The organism is Caballeronia sp. PC1 (assembly GCF_021353155.1).
Lineage (GTDB): Bacteria > Pseudomonadota > Gammaproteobacteria > Burkholderiales > Burkholderiaceae > Caballeronia > Caballeronia cordobensis.
On record NZ_JAJUBH010000001.1, the window covers coordinates 1,377,193 to 1,392,474 of the forward strand.

At 66.7% G+C, this 15,282-nt stretch carries 15 protein-coding genes; 7 read left to right on the plus strand and 8 right to left on the minus strand.

All coding sequences use genetic code 11. The features are described from left to right. The first annotated feature begins 30 nt into the window (after window positions 1–30). A complete protein-coding gene (cls, locus tag LY284_RS06585; RefSeq protein ID WP_014191111.1) occupies window positions 31–1,521 on the plus strand; it encodes a cardiolipin synthase in 1,491 nt (496 codons plus the stop codon). Between the two features lie 6 nt (window positions 1,522–1,527). Here the strand turns inward: cls and LY284_RS06590 are convergent, their stop codons facing one another. Further along, window positions 1,528–2,010, minus strand: a complete 483-nt coding sequence (locus LY284_RS06590) for a glutathione peroxidase (protein WP_014191110.1) — start codon at window positions 2,008–2,010, stop codon at window positions 1,528–1,530. A 158-nt stretch (window positions 2,011–2,168) separates the two neighbouring features. Between LY284_RS06590 and LY284_RS06595 the strand changes: the two genes are divergently transcribed. Both LY284_RS06595 and LY284_RS06600 read left to right on the plus strand, forming a co-directional pair. Then, the gene (locus LY284_RS06595; protein WP_014191109.1) at window positions 2,169–4,094 is read left to right on the plus strand and encodes an ATP-binding cassette domain-containing protein; all 1,926 of its coding nucleotides are present in this window, start codon (window positions 2,169–2,171) and stop codon (window positions 4,092–4,094) included. Between the two features lie 14 nt (window positions 4,095–4,108). Beyond that, the gene (locus LY284_RS06600; RefSeq protein ID WP_014191108.1) at window positions 4,109–5,125 is read left to right on the plus strand and encodes a CaiB/BaiF CoA-transferase family protein; all 1,017 of its coding nucleotides are present in this window, start codon (window positions 4,109–4,111) and stop codon (window positions 5,123–5,125) included. Here the strand turns inward: LY284_RS06600 and LY284_RS06605 are convergent, their stop codons facing one another. From LY284_RS06605 to alr, 3 genes are all read right to left on the minus strand, one after another. After that, the gene (locus LY284_RS06605; protein WP_014191107.1) at window positions 5,126–5,389 is read right to left on the minus strand and encodes a DUF2866 domain-containing protein; all 264 of its coding nucleotides are present in this window, start codon (window positions 5,387–5,389) and stop codon (window positions 5,126–5,128) included. Window positions 5,390–5,566: 177 nt separating this feature from the next. Further along, on the minus strand, window positions 5,567–6,952 hold the full coding sequence (gene radA, locus LY284_RS06610) for a DNA repair protein RadA (RefSeq protein ID WP_014191106.1): 1,386 nt from the start codon (window positions 6,950–6,952) through the stop codon (window positions 5,567–5,569). A 52-nt stretch (window positions 6,953–7,004) separates the two neighbouring features. Then, window positions 7,005–8,075: an alanine racemase gene (gene alr, locus LY284_RS06615; RefSeq protein ID WP_014191105.1), complete on the minus strand. Its 1,071-nt coding sequence runs from the start codon at window positions 8,073–8,075 to the stop codon at window positions 7,005–7,007. Between the two features lie 281 nt (window positions 8,076–8,356). Here alr and lplT point away from each other — a divergent pair, with 281 nt between their 5' ends. From lplT to thiD, 4 genes are read left to right on the plus strand one after another with little or no spacing between them, the layout of a single operon-like run. Further along, the gene (lplT, locus tag LY284_RS06620) at window positions 8,357–9,664 is read left to right on the plus strand and encodes a lysophospholipid transporter LplT (RefSeq protein WP_014191104.1); all 1,308 of its coding nucleotides are present in this window, start codon (window positions 8,357–8,359) and stop codon (window positions 9,662–9,664) included. A gap of 34 nt (window positions 9,665–9,698) precedes the next feature. Further along, window positions 9,699–10,511 carry a hydroxyethylthiazole kinase gene (gene thiM, locus LY284_RS06625; RefSeq protein ID WP_014191103.1) on the plus strand — a complete coding sequence of 271 codons (813 nt, stop codon included), beginning with the start codon at window positions 9,699–9,701 and terminating at the stop codon, window positions 10,509–10,511. Between the two features lie 2 nt (window positions 10,512–10,513). Continuing rightward, window positions 10,514–11,161, plus strand: a complete 648-nt coding sequence (thiE, locus tag LY284_RS06630; RefSeq protein WP_233385313.1) for a thiamine phosphate synthase — start codon at window positions 10,514–10,516, stop codon at window positions 11,159–11,161. Window positions 11,162–11,171: 10 nt separating this feature from the next. Beyond that, entirely contained in the window at window positions 11,172–11,978 is an 807-nt protein-coding gene (gene thiD / locus LY284_RS06635; protein WP_309243193.1) for a bifunctional hydroxymethylpyrimidine kinase/phosphomethylpyrimidine kinase, read from the plus strand. A 12-nt stretch (window positions 11,979–11,990) separates the two neighbouring features. On the opposite strand, the gene LY284_RS06640 is transcribed toward thiD, so the two are convergent. The 4 genes from LY284_RS06640 to tsaB are packed head-to-tail and all read right to left on the minus strand — an operon-like array spanning window position 11,991 to window position 15,166. Continuing rightward, window positions 11,991–12,968, minus strand: a complete 978-nt coding sequence (locus LY284_RS06640; protein ID WP_014191100.1) for a DUF1853 family protein — start codon at window positions 12,966–12,968, stop codon at window positions 11,991–11,993. Beyond that, window positions 12,968–13,885: a uracil-DNA glycosylase family protein gene (locus LY284_RS06645; protein ID WP_014191099.1), complete on the minus strand. Its 918-nt coding sequence runs from the start codon at window positions 13,883–13,885 to the stop codon at window positions 12,968–12,970. Before LY284_RS06645 ends, LY284_RS06640 begins: the two co-directional genes overlap by 1 nt. Further along, window positions 13,872–14,366 carry a ribosomal protein S18-alanine N-acetyltransferase gene (gene rimI, locus LY284_RS06650; protein WP_014191098.1) on the minus strand — a complete coding sequence of 165 codons (495 nt, stop codon included), beginning with the start codon at window positions 14,364–14,366 and terminating at the stop codon, window positions 13,872–13,874. Before rimI ends, LY284_RS06645 begins: the two co-directional genes overlap by 14 nt. After that, the gene (gene tsaB, locus LY284_RS06655; protein WP_014191097.1) at window positions 14,363–15,166 is read right to left on the minus strand and encodes a tRNA (adenosine(37)-N6)-threonylcarbamoyltransferase complex dimerization subunit type 1 TsaB; all 804 of its coding nucleotides are present in this window, start codon (window positions 15,164–15,166) and stop codon (window positions 14,363–14,365) included. The genes rimI and tsaB overlap by 4 nt, the downstream gene beginning before the upstream one ends. Window positions 15,167–15,282: the final 116 nt, after the last annotated feature.

Consider the following 15,282-nt stretch of genomic DNA (forward strand, 5'->3'; position numbering starts at 1 on the left):
GCGAAGCCCTTCCAACCCTTTCCGGCGTCTATGCAAGCATCCGACTGGCTCCATCTCGGCACGCTCGTGATGGCCGCGCATGTCCTCGGCGTGATCGCCGCGATCCATGCCGTCATCAACACACGCACGTCGCAAGGCGCGGTCGCGTGGGCCGTGTCGCTCGTCGCGATGCCCTACTTCACGCTGATTCCCTACCTCTTCCTCGGCCGCAGCAAGTTCGCGGGCTATATCGACGAGCGGCGGCTCGAGATCGATATCCTGCGCAGCCGCTCCAAGCCCGCCGAATGGGAGTCGGGCGCGCGCAGCGATGCGCCCGACACCGCCGCGCTCGCCGATCTGTCGGGTGTGCGCGGCGAGATCGCGCCGGGACCGGCCGCCTATCTCGGCAATCCGACCATCCGCACGTTGCAGCGGCTTTCCGGCATGCCGTTTCTGCGCGGCAACTCGGCGCGCGTGCTCATCAACGGCGAAGCCACCTTCGCGGCGATTCTCGAAGCCATCGCGGCGGCGGAACGCTATGTGGTCGTGCAATTTTTCATCGTGCGCGCCGATGCGCTCGGCGAGAAGCTCAAGGACGCGCTGATCGGCAAGGCGCAGGCCGGCGTGCGCGTGTACTTCCTGTACGACAGCATCGGCAGCTTCGACCTGCCGCATCGCTACGTGAACGCACTGCGCGCCGGCGGCGTCGAAGCGCATCCGTTCGCGGCCACGCGCAAGTTCGTGCATCGCTTCCAGATCAACTTTCGCAATCATCGGAAGATCGTCATCGTGGACGGCAAGTGCGCGTTCGTCGGCGGGCATAACGTGGGCGTCGAATATCTCGGCGGCAATCCGCGGCTTTCGCCCTGGCGCGACACGCACGTGGAAGTGCGCGGCCCGGCGGTCGCCAGCATCCAGTTCGTCTTCACGGAAGACTGGTACTGGGCGACGCAGCGTCTGCCCGAACTCGGCCCGGCGCCGCATTCGGACGAGAACATGCACTGCATGGTGCTGTCGAGCGGCCCCGCCGACAAACAGGAGACGTGCTCGCTCTTCTTCGTCGAGGCGATCAACGCGGCGCGCGAGCGCATCTGGATCACGTCGCCGTATCTGATTCCCGACGAAGCCGTGTTCTCCGCGCTGAGGCTCGCGGTTATGCGCGGCGTCGACGTGCGCATCCTGATTCCGAGCCGGCGCGACCATCGCGTGGTGTTCGCCGCGTCGCGGCTCTATGCCTACGATCTCGTGCAGGCAGGCGTGCGCATCTTCCGCTACAGGCCGGGCTTTCTGCATCAGAAGGTCGTGCTCGTCGACGATATCGCCGCGTCCATCGGCAGCGCCAATCTCGACAACCGTTCGTTCCGCCTGAACTTCGAGATCACGGTGCTGACGGTCGATCGCGCCTTCGCGCGCCAGGTCGAGGACATGCTGCTTGCGGACTTCGCGCAGTCCTTCGAGATCGATGCCGACGACTACCGCGGCAAAGCGTTCTGGCGGCGCATGGCGATGCACGTCGCGCGGCTTTTCTCGCCGATTCTCTGAGCGCGTTCAGAGGAGCTTTTCGATCTCGTCGGCGATCGCTTCAGGCTTGGTCTGCGGCGCGTAGCGTTTCACGACATTGCCCTTGCGATCGATGAGAAACTTCGTGAAATTCCACTTGATCGCCTCGATGCCGAGCAGCCCCGGCTCCTTGTCCTTCAGATACTTGTAGAGCGGATGCGCATTCGCGCCGTTCACTTCGATCTTCGCGAACATCGGAAACGTGACGCCGAAGTTCTTTTCGCAAAAGCTGCCGATCTGCTGCGCGTCGCCCGGTTCCTGCTTGCCGAACTGGTTGCACGGAAAGCCGAGCACGGCGAAACCGCGCGTGGCGAATTGCTGGTAGATCTCCTGCAAGCCCTTGTATTGCGGCGTGAAACCGCATTCGCTCGCCGTATTCACGATCAGCAGCACTTTGTCGCGGTAGGTGTCGAGGCCGACGGTCGCGCCGTCGAGTGTTTCGGCCGAAAAACCGTAGATGTCGTTGCTCATGGCGTGCTCCGGGAAGTAAATCGGAAGAAAGTCAGGCGATGCTACCCCGACGCGCGCTCGCCCGCCATTAGCCGAACGGCCGACCCCGGCGACGCGGGCCGTCCGGTCTAAAATAGCGCTTTCCTTCCAAGCCGCGCTCCTTTCGCCGCCATTCCGACGTGATCCGCTTCAATCAGTTCAGCCTGTCCCGCGGCACCAAGCCGCTTTTCGAAGACACCAGCTTCACGCTCAATCCGGGCGAGAAGGCCGGTCTCGTCGGCGCGAACGGCGCGGGCAAATCCACGCTCTTTTCCGTGCTGCGCGGCGAGTTGCACGCTGACGGCGGCGATTTTTCGATGCCGCCGTCGTGGCGCATCGCCCACGTCGCGCAGGAAACGCCGGCGGTGGATCGCAGCGCGCTCGACTACACGCTCGATGGCGACACGCATCTGCGCGCGATCGAAGCACGCATCGCGTCGGCCTCCGCCGCGCACGACGGCGCCGCCGAAGCCGAAGCCCACGCCGCCTTCGCCGATGCCGACGGCTACACCGCGCCCGCGCGCGCCGAAACACTTTTGCTCGGCCTCGGCTTCACGCTCGAACAGACGCGCGAGCCGGTATCGAGCTTTTCGGGCGGCTGGCGCATGCGCCTGAATCTCGCGCAGGCGCTGATGTGCCCGTCCGATCTGCTACTGCTCGACGAACCGACCAACCACCTGGACCTGGACGCCATCGTCTGGCTGGAAGACTGGCTCGGGCGCTATCCCGGCACGCTTGTCGTCATCTCGCACGATCGCGAATTTCTCGATTCCGTCTGCAATGTCACGCTGCATCTGGAAAATCGCCAGGTGAAGCGCTACGGCGGCAACTACAGCCAGTTCGAAGTGCTGCGCGCGCAGCAGATCGCGTTGCAGCAGAGCGCCTACGAAAAGCAGCAGAAGACGGTCGCGCATCTGCAGAGCTTCATCGACCGCTTCAAGGCGAAGGCGACCAAGGCGAAGCAGGCGCAGAGCCGCGTGAAGGCGCTGGAGAAGATGGAACTGATCGCGCCCGCGCATGCGAGCTCGCCGTTCACCTTCGAATTCCGCGAGCCCGATGCCGCGCCCAATCCGATGATGGTCATGGAAGGCGTGCGCTGCGGTTATCACAATGACGCAGGCGGCGAGATTCCGATCGTCGAAGGCGTGACGCTGTCGATCCAGAACGGGCAGCGCATCGGCCTGCTCGGCGCGAACGGTCAGGGCAAGTCGACGCTCATCAAGACGCTCGCGCAAACGCTCGAACCGCTTTCGGGCGGCGTGCACCAGGGCAAGGGCCTGCAGATCGGCTATTTCGCGCAGCATCAACTGGAAACGCTGCGTCCCGACGACTCGGCGATCCAGCATCTCGCGCGCCTCGCGCCCGACACCCGCGAGCAGGAACTGCGCGACTTTCTCGGCAGCTTCAACTTCTCGGGCGACATGGCGACCGCGAAAATCGCACCCTTTTCCGGCGGCGAGAAGGCGCGGCTCGCGCTCGCGCTCATCATCTGGCAGAAGCCGAATCTGCTCCTGCTCGACGAGCCGACCAACCACCTCGACCTCGAAACCCGTCACGCGCTGACGATGGCGCTCGCGCAGTTCGAAGGCACGCTGATTCTCGTGTCGCACGACCGGCATCTGCTGCGCGCGACGACCGATACCTTCATGCTCGTCGCCAAACATCGGCTGAGCCCGTTCGACGGCGATCTCGACGATTATCGCGACTGGCTGCTGCAACACGCCGCTGAAACGCGCGCCGCCGCGAAGGAAGCCGGCGAGGTGCAGGACGCCGGCATCAATCGAAAGGAGCAGCGCCGCCAGGAGGCGCAGGAGCGGCAAAAGCTCGCGCATCTGACGAAGCCGCTCAAGTCGCGCATCGCGAAGATCGAGAAGGAAATGGAGAAGCTCAACGCGGAGAAAGCGGACCTCGACGCGTTCGTCGCCGATCCGGCGAGCTACGAGGCGGCGCTGAAAGCGAAGCTCACTGAGACGATCCGCCGGCAGGGCGAAGTGAACGCGCGCCTCGAAACGCTCGAAATGGATTGGCTCGAAGCCCACGAAGAACTGGAGCAAATCGGCTCATAACGGAGATCAACGACGTGACGCCTTCTCTCACCGGCCTGCGCGTGCTGGATCTGACGCGGCTTTTGCCCGGCCCCATCGCCACCTTGCGGCTCGCGGAGCTCGGCGCTGATGTGCTCAAAATCGAACCGCCCGGCGAAGGCGACTACGCGCGCGCGATGCTGCAAAGCGACGCCGACCGGCAAAGCGGCACGCCGAGCGCGTTCTATCGCATCGTCAATCGCGGCAAGCGGCAACTCACGCTCGATCTCAAGACCGACGAAGGCCGCGCAAAACTGATCGAGCTCGCGCGCGACGCCGATGTGTTGATCGAAAGTTTCCGGCCTTCCGTGATGGCGCGTCTGGGGGTCGGCTACGACGTGCTGCGCGAGGCGAATCCGAAGCTCGTCTACTGCGCGATCACGGGCTTCGGCGCCGAAGGGCCGTTCGCGCAGAAGGCCGGCCACGATCTGAACTACCTCGCCTATGCGGGCGTGCTCGATCAACTCGCGGCGCGCGACGGCACGCCCGTCGCGCCGAATTTCCAGCTAGCGGACCTGCTCGGCGGTGCGCTCGCCGCCGTCATGGAAATACTCGCGGCAGCCTGGCAGGTGGCGCACGGCGGCGAAGGCCGTTGCCTGAACGTCTCGATGACCCACGCGATCCACACGCATAACGTGATGGCGCACATCGCGCTCGCCAACGAGAACGAGGCCTCGACGCGCGCCGGTGCAGGCCTGCTGAACGGCGGCGCGCCCTGCTACGACGTGTATCGCACGCGAGATGACCGCTTCATTGCGGTCGGCGCGCTCGAACTGAAATTCTGGCAGACCTTGTGCAATGCGCTCGGCCGCCCGGACTGGGCGGCGCAGCACTGGAGCCTCGGACAGGCGATCGGCGGCGCGGATGCCGCCCGATTGTCGGCGGAACTGGCCGCCTGCTTTCGCGAGCGCACCCGCGACGAATGGATGGCATTGCTGGAGCCGCTCGATTGCTGCGTCGCGCCGGTGCTCACGCCCGCCGAAGCGGCGGCGCATCCCCTCTTTGAGCGCTGATCAGCGCCGCGGCAGGACCTGGCGCGGCTGACGCTCGTCGTCGATGAGCACGTGTTTGCGACCGGTCACGTGCTGGCGAATGGTCGCAACGACTTCGTCCTCGGTGATGTCGGCCGCGACGACCCGCCGCGAGATCTGGCCCTGCTCGTCGATCCATTCGACGATCCGGCAGCCGCTGCCCCAGGGCTGCTGCAGCGGCGCGGAGACGCGGCAACCGCGTAAATGAAACGCGGGCTTCGGCCGGGTTGATTTCAAGTGTTTCAAAGCGTGGTCCTCTCGATCCTTCCGGTCACTTCGCTTCTTGAAACGCCTTAGCGAAGTTGGCCGGGTCCGTAGCCTTGTAAGGATAGAAAAACCGCGCGCCGCTTGGGTTACATTGCGCAACCGCTTTTTTACGGGACGTTACGAAGGGACCGATCACATCATCGGCGTGAGCGTCCCTTAGTCGAGATCGCGGACGCGGTCGATCGCTTCCTCGATACGGTCCACTGCAATCACCTTCAGGCCGTCGATCGCCTGCTTCGGCGCGTTGGCCTTCGGAATAAGCGCCATCGAGAAACCGAGCTTGGCCGCTTCCTTCAGACGATCCTGTCCGCGCGGCGAAGGCCGGATTTCACCCGCGAGCCCCACTTCGCCGAACGTAATGAGGCCCTTGGGCAGCGGCTTGTTGCGCATGGACGAATGGATCGCGAGCAGCACGGCCAGATCGGCAGCGGGCTCCGTGATCTTGACGCCGCCGACGGCATTCAGAAACACGTCCTGATCGAAGCATGCAATGCCCGCGTGCCGATGCAGCACGGCGAGCAGGAGCGCGAGCCGGTTCTGCTCCAGGCCGACCGCGAGCCGGCGCGGATTGGGCACGTGCGCGGTATCGACGAGCGCCTGCACCTCGACGAGCAGCGGGCGCGAGCCTTCCTGCGTCACGAGCACGCACGATCCTGCAACACTTTGCTCGTGCTGCGACAGAAAAAGCGCCGACGGATTGGCCACGCCGCGCAAGCCCTTTTCCGTCATCGCGAACACGCCGAGCTCGTTGACCGCGCCGAAGCGGTTCTTGAACGCGCGCACGAGCCGGAACGACGAATGGGTGTCGCCCTCGAAATACAGCACCGTATCGACGATATGCTCCAGCACGCGCGGCCCCGCGAGGCTGCCTTCTTTCGTCACGTGGCCGACCATGATGATCGACGTGCCCGTCTGCTTCGCGATGCGCGTCAGTTGCGCCGCGCACTCGCGCACCTGCGCAACCGAACCGGGCGCGGACGTGAGCGCTTCCGAATAGACCGTCTGAATGGAGTCGATGACCGCGACTTCGGGCCGCTGCTCGTCGATGGTCGCCTGGATCTTTTCGAGCTGGATTTCGGCGAGCAGCGCGAGATCGCCCGCCGCGCTGGCCTCCCCGATGAGACCGAGCCGCTGGGCGCGCAACGCGATCTGCGCCCCCGATTCCTCGCCGCTCACGTAGAGCGCGGGCCGCTCGCGCGCGATTTCCGCGAGCGATTGCAGCAGCAGCGTCGATTTGCCGATGCCCGGATCGCCGCCGATCAGCACCACGCCACCCGGCACGAGGCCGCCGCCCAGCACGCGGTCGAATTCGCCGACGCCGGTCGTGAAGCGCGGCACGTCCGACGCCTCGATTTCGGCCAGCCGGCGCACCGGCGAGCTCTTCGCGAGCGCCTGAAAGCGGTGATTCGACGCGCTCTGCGCCACCGATTCCGTGAGCGTGTTCCACGCGTTGCATGCGGCGCACTGGCCGGTCCACTTGGGCGATTCCCCGCCGCACTCGCTGCATACGTACAGCGTCTTTGCTTTCGCTACTTTTGCCACACCGAAGCCTTGCCTGATTTCTCGTTATTCGTGGCCCGAAAGCCCGTCTGCCTTATTCCGCGCGCACCGGCACGCGCTGCGCGATTGCGCACATGAGCTCGTAGCCGATCGTGCCGGCGGCGCTCGCGACGTCGTCGACCGGGAGGTTCGCGCCCCACAGCTCGACGCGCGAACCGATGCCCGCGCCCGGGCACGGCGTCAGATCGACGGTGAGCATGTCCATCGACACGCGGCCGACGAGCTTCGTCCTCACGCCATCGACGATCACGGGCGTGCCTTCCGGCGCGATGCGCGGATAGCCGTCCGCGTAGCCGCACGCGACCACGCCGATGCGCATCGATTCGCCCGCTGTAAAGGTCGAGCCGTAGCCGATGCTGCTGCCCGCGTCGACCGTCTGCACCGCGATCAGTTCGGACTGGAGCGTCATGGCGGGCTTGAGACCGGTGCTGGCGATATCGGCCGTCACGCCCGACGGCGATGCGCCATAGAGCATGATGCCGGGCCGCACCCAGTCGAAATGCGCATCCGGATGCCACAGCACGCCAGCCGAATTGGCCAGGCTGCGCGCGCCCGCGATGCCCTCCGCGCCGCGTTCGAACGCTTCGAGCTGATGCGCGATGCCGCGCGGGCCGTCGGCATCGGAAAAATGGGTCATGAGCGTGATCTGGCCGACGCCGTGCACGGCGCGGGCGCGCTCCCAGGCGGCGCGGAACTTGGCCGGCGTGTAGCCGAGCCGGTTCATGCCGCTGTTCATCTTGAGCTGGATGTTGACGGGCTTCGACAGGCGCGCCATCTCGAGCATGCGTAATTGTTCGTCGCAATGCACCGCGGTGGTCAGGCTGTAGCGGTCGATCACGTCGATATCGGTCGGCCGGAAGAAGCCTTCGAGCAAAAGAATCGGCCCCGCCCAGCCCAATTCACGCAACTTCGCGGCTTCTTCGAGGTCGAGTAGGCCAAAGCCGTCGGTTGCGCGCAGTCCGGGGAACGCCCGGGCGAGCCCGTGGCCATACGCATTTGCCTTGACGACAGCCCAGACTTTGGATTTCGGCGCGTATTTGCGCGCAATGGCGAGGTTGTTGGCGAGTGCGGCGGTGTGGATCGTTGCGGATAGGGGGCGCGGCATGAGCGTTTGGTGGAATTGCAAAAATCGCGGTCGAAAAGGCGAGCATACGCCAGCGGGAGGCGTCCCGCTGCGCCCGCCACGGCGCCTCGCGAATCAGTATCTTATGAGGAAAGTCGTGCACGAGCGTGTCATTTCTCGCGCGATCGAGATTACTGCTAGTCAGAATGAGCCTATTTTCGTGTTATAAAGCCGTGCGCACAACCCATTTCGAAAGGCATAAGCCCGGACGCCTACCCGGCGTTCGGGGCGGATCACCCGCAGTGAGGAAAGCTTCGGATCAGATGAAAAAAGGTTTTTACACCATCATGGCCGCGCAGTTTTTCTCGTCGCTGGCCGATAACGCTCTACTGATCGCTGCCATTGCACTGCTGAAAGACCTTCACGCCCCGAACTGGATGACGCCGCTGCTCAAGCTGTTCTTCGTCCTGTCGTATGTGATTCTCGCGGCGTTCGTCGGCGCTTTCGCGGATTCCCGGCCCAAGGGTCACGTGATGTTCGTGACCAACACGATCAAGGTCGTCGGCTGCGTGACGATGCTCTTCGGCGCACATCCGCTGCTTGCGTACGGCATCGTGGGCTTCGGCGCGGCGGCCTATTCGCCGGCGAAGTACGGCATTCTCACCGAGCTTTTGCCCGCCGACCGGCTCGTCGCCGCGAACGGCTGGATCGAAGGCACGACGGTCGGTTCGATCATTCTCGGCACGGTCATGGGCGGCGCGCTCATCAGTCCGCATATCGCGGGGCACCTGCTCGCGCTGCACATCCCGCGGATCAGCACCCCGGCGGAGGCCGCGATGCTCGTCATCATGCTGATGTACGTGATCGCCGCGATCTTCAATCTGCGCATTCCCGATACCGGCGCGCGCTATCCGAAACAGGAAACGCGGCCGCTCAAGCTCATCACCGATTTCGCCGACTGCTTTCTCGTGCTGTGGCGCGACAAGCTCGGCCAGATCTCGCTCGCCGTCACGACGCTCTTCTGGGGCGCGGGCGCGACGCTCCAGTTCATCGTGCTCAAGTGGGCCGAAGTGTCGCTCGGCATGACGCTCTCGCAAGCCGCGATTCTGCAGGCGGTGATCGCCGTGGGCGTCGCGGCGGGCGCCGTGCTCGCCGCCGCGCGCGTGCCGCTCAAGCGCTCGCTCACCGTGCTGCCCGTGGGAATCATCATGGGCGTCGCCGTCATGCTGATGGCGTTCTACACGCGCCACCTCTTTCCCGCGCACTGGGGCATCTATTTCGGCAAGATGCACTTCCCGGGCTACTTGCTGATCGCGTATGTGTTCCTGATGGTCGTCGGCGCCCTGTCGGGCTTTTTCGTCGTGCCGATGAACGCGCTGCTCCAGCATCGCGGGCACGTGCTGCTCTCCGCCGGGCATTCCATCGCGGTGCAGAACTTCAACGAAAACCTGTCGGTGCTCATCATGCTGTGCCTGTACGCCGCGCTCGTGTGGCTCGACGTGCCGATCCAGCTCGTCATCGTCATGTTCGGCTCGTTCGTGTGCCTCATGATGTATTTCGTGATGCGCCGGCATCAGGCCAATCAGCGCGCCTTCGATTCGGTCGCGCTGATCGGCGAAGCGCGGCATTGACGCCGCGTTCGCGCCGTTTCACTCTGTCCGCATCATGCCCGCCGATCTTTTCTCCTTCGTGAGCCGCGTGCGCGAGCGCGCGCCGCTCGTGCATTGCCTCACGAACCTCGTCGTCACCAACTTCACGGCCAACGTGCTGCTCGCGCTCGGCGCCGCGCCCGCGATGGTCGTCGCGCGCGAGGAAGTCGCCGAATTCGCGCCGCTCGCCCATGCGCTGTCGGTCAATCTCGGCACGCTCGACGCGCCGCAAAGCCGCGCGATCCGCGCCGCCGTCGAGGCCGCCAACGGCGCGGGCAAGCCGTGGGTGCTCGATCCGGTCGCGGTCGGCCCGCTGTCGTTTCGCACCGAGTTCGCGCTCGATCTGCTCGATGCGAAGCCCGCGGTGATTCGCGGCAACGCGTCGGAGATCATCAGCCTGTCGGGCGGCGCGGCGAGCGGACGCGGCGTCGACAGCACCGCCGCCACCGACGCCGCGCTCGACGCCGCGCAGATTCTCGCGCTGAAAACGGGGGCGGTCGTCGGCGTGACGGGCGCAACCGACTACGTGACCGATGGCCGGCGCACGGTCGCGCTCTCCAACGGCTCGCCGCTCATGACGCGCGTGACGGGCATCGGCTGCGCGCTGTCCGCGACGATCGCGGCGTTCGTCGGCACGGCGTTGGGCCGCGACGAGTTTCTGAGCGCGACGGTGGCCGCGATCGCGTATTCGACCATCGCCGGCGAGCTCGCCGCGCGCGACGCCGCCCTGCCCGGCAGCTTTGCCGTCGCGTATCTGGACCGGCTCGCCTCGCTCGACGCCGAAGCGTTTGGCAAGACGCTCGTGCAGCGCGACATCGTCGCGGGCTGATCATGCGGGCCGCATTCGATCTTTCGCTTTATCTCGTGCTCGACCCCGTGCAGTGCGGCGGCCACGACGCCGCGCTCGCGGTCGCGCGCGCCGCGCTCGAAGGCGGCGCGACGCTCGTGCAACTGCGCGCGCCCGAATGGCACAAGCGCGCGTGGTTCGATCTGGCGCGCGAGCTGGCGCCACTCGCGCGCGCGCACGGCGTGCCGTTCGTCGTCAACGATCATGTCGATGTCGCGCTCGCGGTAGGCGCCGATGGCGTGCATATCGGCCAGCGCGACCTGCCCGCCGAGATCGCGCGGCGGCTGCTCGGTCCCGACGCGCTGATCGGCCTGTCGGTCTCGAATCTCGACGAAACGGCCGAAGCGGATGCGCGCGCGGGCATCGTCGATTATCTCGGCGCGGGCCCGGTCTACGCGACGCCCACCAAAACCGACGCGTCCGCGCCCTGCGGCATCGACGGCCTCGCCGCGATCCGCGCGGCCACGCGCCTGCCGACCGTGGCGATCGGCGGCATCCAGGCGCATAACGCCGCCGAGGTCATGCGCGCCGAACCCGCCGGGCTCGCCGTCGTGTCGGCGATCTGCAAGGCGCCCGATCCGCGCGAAGCAGCCGCTTCGCTTGCGGCCACCATCGCGCAGTCACGCAACTAAGCTCATGGCAATCACGAAACCCATTCCCAATGTGCTCACGATCGCCGGTTCCGACTCGAGCGGCGGCGCGGGCATTCAGGCCGACCTGAAGGCGTTCTCGGCGCTCGGCGCATACGGCGCGAGCGTCATCACGGCGCTCACGGCGCAGAACACGCGCGGCGTGACGGCCGTGCACGCGCCGGAACCCGCATTCGTCGCCGCCCAGCTCGACGCCGTGTTCGACGATATCCGCATCGACGCCGTGAAGATCGGCATGCTGGCGAACGCGGGCATCGTGCGCGCGGTCGCCGCCGCGCTCGCGCGGCATCGGCCGCGGCATGTCGTGCTCGACACCGTGATGATTTCCAAGAGCCATCACGCGCTGCTCGCGCCGGAAGCGGTCGCCGCGTTGCGCGACGAACTGCTGCCGCTCGCGACGCTCGTCACGCCGAATCTGCCCGAAGCGGCCGCCTTGCTCGGCACCGACAGCGCCGCCGACGAAGACGCGATGGTGCGCCAGGGCGAAGCGCTGCGTGCGCTCGGCGCGCGCGCCGTGCTGATGAAAGGCGGCCATCTCGCGTCGAACGACAGCCCGGACTGGCTCATCGAAGAAGGCGGATCGCTCAGGCTCGGCGGCGCGCGCGTGCCGCTCAAGAACACGCACGGCACGGGCTGCACGCTGTCGTCGGCGATCGCGGCGCTGATCCCGCAGACCGGCGATCTCGCCAGCGCCACCGCCGAAGCAAAGCGCTATCTGACCGGCGCGATCGAGGCGAGCGTGCGGCTCGACGTCGGCCACGGCGTCGGGCCGGTGCATCACTTCTACCGCTGGTGGTAGGCGCGGCGGCGCTCAGCCGGCCGATGCCGCGAACGCGCGCGCCGCTTCGGGCCAGCCGTCCGGCACGATGAAGCCGCGCGATTCCTCCGTCCAGCCGCCCGCGTCGTCGCGTGCGTAGGCCGCGATCATCGTCGGCGCGGCCGTGCTTTCCAGACGCGTTCGAATGGCGTCGGATTCCGCGAGGAGCGTTGCGGCCGCCGCCGCATCGAGTTGGCGCGACGCGAGCCACGCCATGCGCGGCTGCACGACCCACGCGCGTTCATCGGCGGGGGCTTTTGCGCGCGCCTCGCGCCACTCCGACGCCGTCAGCCACCATCCACGCAGATGATCGTCGCCGATCTCGGGCGCGGGTTCGGTCCGCTCGCCTTCGACGCCGTGATAGAAAAGCCGTCCCTTGATGAACAATTGCGCGCGCCACGGCCCTTCGAAGCCGAGCGCGGCGAATTCCGCGCGTGAGGTAAGCGCGAGCTGATGCGTGACGAGCCGCGCGTGCTTCAGATCGAAGCGATCCTGGAGATTCGGCCCGACATAGTCCGACAGACGCGCCGTGCGGGATGCGTCGCCATCGCCGATATGCAGGTAGAACTTCACCGCGAGTTCCCAATGCAGGCGCGCGCCGTTCGCCGCTTCGAGCAGAAAATCGCATTCGCCGATGGTGCGCCGCTGACGCCGCAACGGCACGTTCGCCGCGACCAGGCGCGCCGCGGGACCGTGCGCCAGAAAATAGCGGACGAGACTTTCGGCGTAGATGCCCAGGCGCGTGAACTTGGGATTGCGCGCGTGATCGTGCAGCGATTGCGGCGCGGCGTCGAGCGCGCGAAGCCACGCGAGCGTCGCGTCGCGCTCGGTGTCCGTCGCGAGCGGACGCGCCAGCGCGATGTCGCCCTCGCGAAGCAGATCGGGCGCGAAGAGCAGCCACGCGAGATCGCGCACGGTGACGTCGTCGAAGCCGTCGATAAGGCGCGCGAGCCCGCTTGGCGGCGCGGCCATCAGACGCCGTCCTTCTGCGCTCCCTGCTCGACGCCGAGCGCGGCGAGCGCCTCGCGATAGGTGTTGCGCGCGAGGCAGAGATCGGCCCACGCCTTCGACTTGTCCTGCAGGCTGCGCAACAGATACGCCGGGTGATACGTGACGATGACCGGCACGCCGCGATACGCGTGCACGCGCCCGCGCATCGACGCGATGCTGGCTTCGTTCTTCAGCAGGCTTTGCGCGGCGAAGCGGCCCATCGCGACGATGACTTTCGGCTTCACGAGCTCGACCTGGCGCTGCAAGTACGGCTCGCAGCGTGCGACTTCATCGAGTTCGGGATTGCGGTTGCCGGGCGGCCGGCATTTGATCACGTTGGCGATATACACGTTCGTCTGCCGCGACAGCGCGAGCGCGCGCAGCATGTTGTCGAGCAGCTTGCCCGCCTGGCCGACGAACGGCTCGCCCTGCTTGTCCTCGTTCTCGCCGGGCGCTTCGCCGATCAGCATCCAGTCGGCTTCCCGATCGCCGACGCCGAAGACCGTGTTCGTGCGGCGCTCGCACAGGCGGCACAGTTCGCAGTTCGCGACGCGTTCGGCGAGCGCGTCCCAGTCGAGCGTGTGGACGTCGCTCGGCGCGTCGACCAAGGCGGGCTCGACGTGGATCGGCGCCTCGTCGGTCCAGGGGAGATCGTCGTAGGCGTCGAGCGGCGGGATGTCGGATTCGGGCTGTGCAGCGGGCGGCGGCGCTTGCGCAGGCTTCGGCTCCGCGCGCAGTTCGACGGGCGTCGGCGTTTCAGGCGCTTCCGTCACACGCGGCGCCTCGACGGCAGCCGGCGCGTCTATCACTTCCTCGCGCGCCGGCACAGCCGTGACTCCGCGACGGACCCAGACCGGCCCGAAGCCCAACTCCTCCACCAGCGATTCATCGAGCGCCATGCGCACTCTCCTTCGAAAACGACAGACGCATGACGATTGCGTCCTCGCGCGAGCGATGCCGCGCGGGGTAATAATTCTTGCGGCGTCCGATGGCGGCGAAGCCGAAGCGCTCGTAAAGCTGGATGGCGCGCGGATTGGACGGCCGCACTTCGAGCAGCACGCCTTCGAGCTTCTCCGCCCGCGTGATGCGCACCGCTTCGCGCAAGAGCGTAAGACCCGCGCCCGCCCGCTGCGCCGACGGTGCAACACACAGATTGAGCAAATGCATTTCGTCGACGACGGGCATCAGCACGCAATAGCCGATCAGCGTGCCCGTCACGTGCCGCAAACAGACGCCGTAATAGCCGTTGCGCAGCGAATCCTGGAAATTGCCGCGGCTCCAAGGAAACTCGTAGGCAAGCTTTTCGACCGCGGCGACTTCGTCGAGGTCGCCTTCGGTCATCGGTGTGAGATACCGATCGGCCAGCAGCACGCCGCTCACCGACTCGCCTCCGCGCGAGCCTGCATGCGCTCTGCGGTGGTCTGCGCGACCTTGTCGCGCACATAGTCCGGCGCGGCATGCTCGGGCGCGACCGTGCGGCCCGCCCGCAACGCGCGCAAGCCGATGAGCGCGACCGGCAGCGCGTGGGGCAGCGCTTCGCGATCGACGCAGGCAGCCGCCGACACCGCCGGCAGGCGCTCGCCGAACGCAGCCGCGGCGTTGCCCGCGAGCGCGAAAGGCGCATCCGGCAGCGGCAGCGCAGCGGGCGCATCGAGCGACGCCGCATGCAAGGTGCGCCATTCGCCGGTGGCGGCATCGAATTCGTAGTCGGCCCAGTAGACCTCGTCCATGCGCGCATCGAGCGCCGCGAGCACGCGCGGCGGGATCGACGGATCGTTCAGCCGCGCACTTTCGGCGCACGCGAGCAGCGTGCTGACCGGCACGACCGGCACGTTCAGGCCGAACGCCAGCCCTTGCGCGACGCCCGTTGCGGTGCGCAGGCCGGTGAACGAGCCCGGGCCCGCACCGAACGCGATCGCGGCGCAATCGGCGAGCGCGACGCCCGCCTCGTCGAAAAGCTCGCGCACGGCGGGCAAGAGGCGCGTGCTCGAGACGGCGCCCGTCGCTTCGTGGCGGAACCAGACGCGAACGCCGCCGCTCGCGTAATGAGGCGCGACGGCGGACTGAACGGGAGCGGGGTCGGGAACGGCAACGGAAGCAGAAGCGGAGTCGGCGAGCAGGAGCGCGACGGAGCAAAATTCCGTCGAAGTGTCGAGGGCGAGCAAAACGGTGCGTGTCATAGGCCGTATTGTAATGCGGGACATGCGCCGCATTCGCGCGATCCATACAAGCGGCGGCTTCCGAAAGGCGTCTGGAAGGCGTCCTCGGTTGGAGGAAAGCCTCGAGAGGCGGCGCT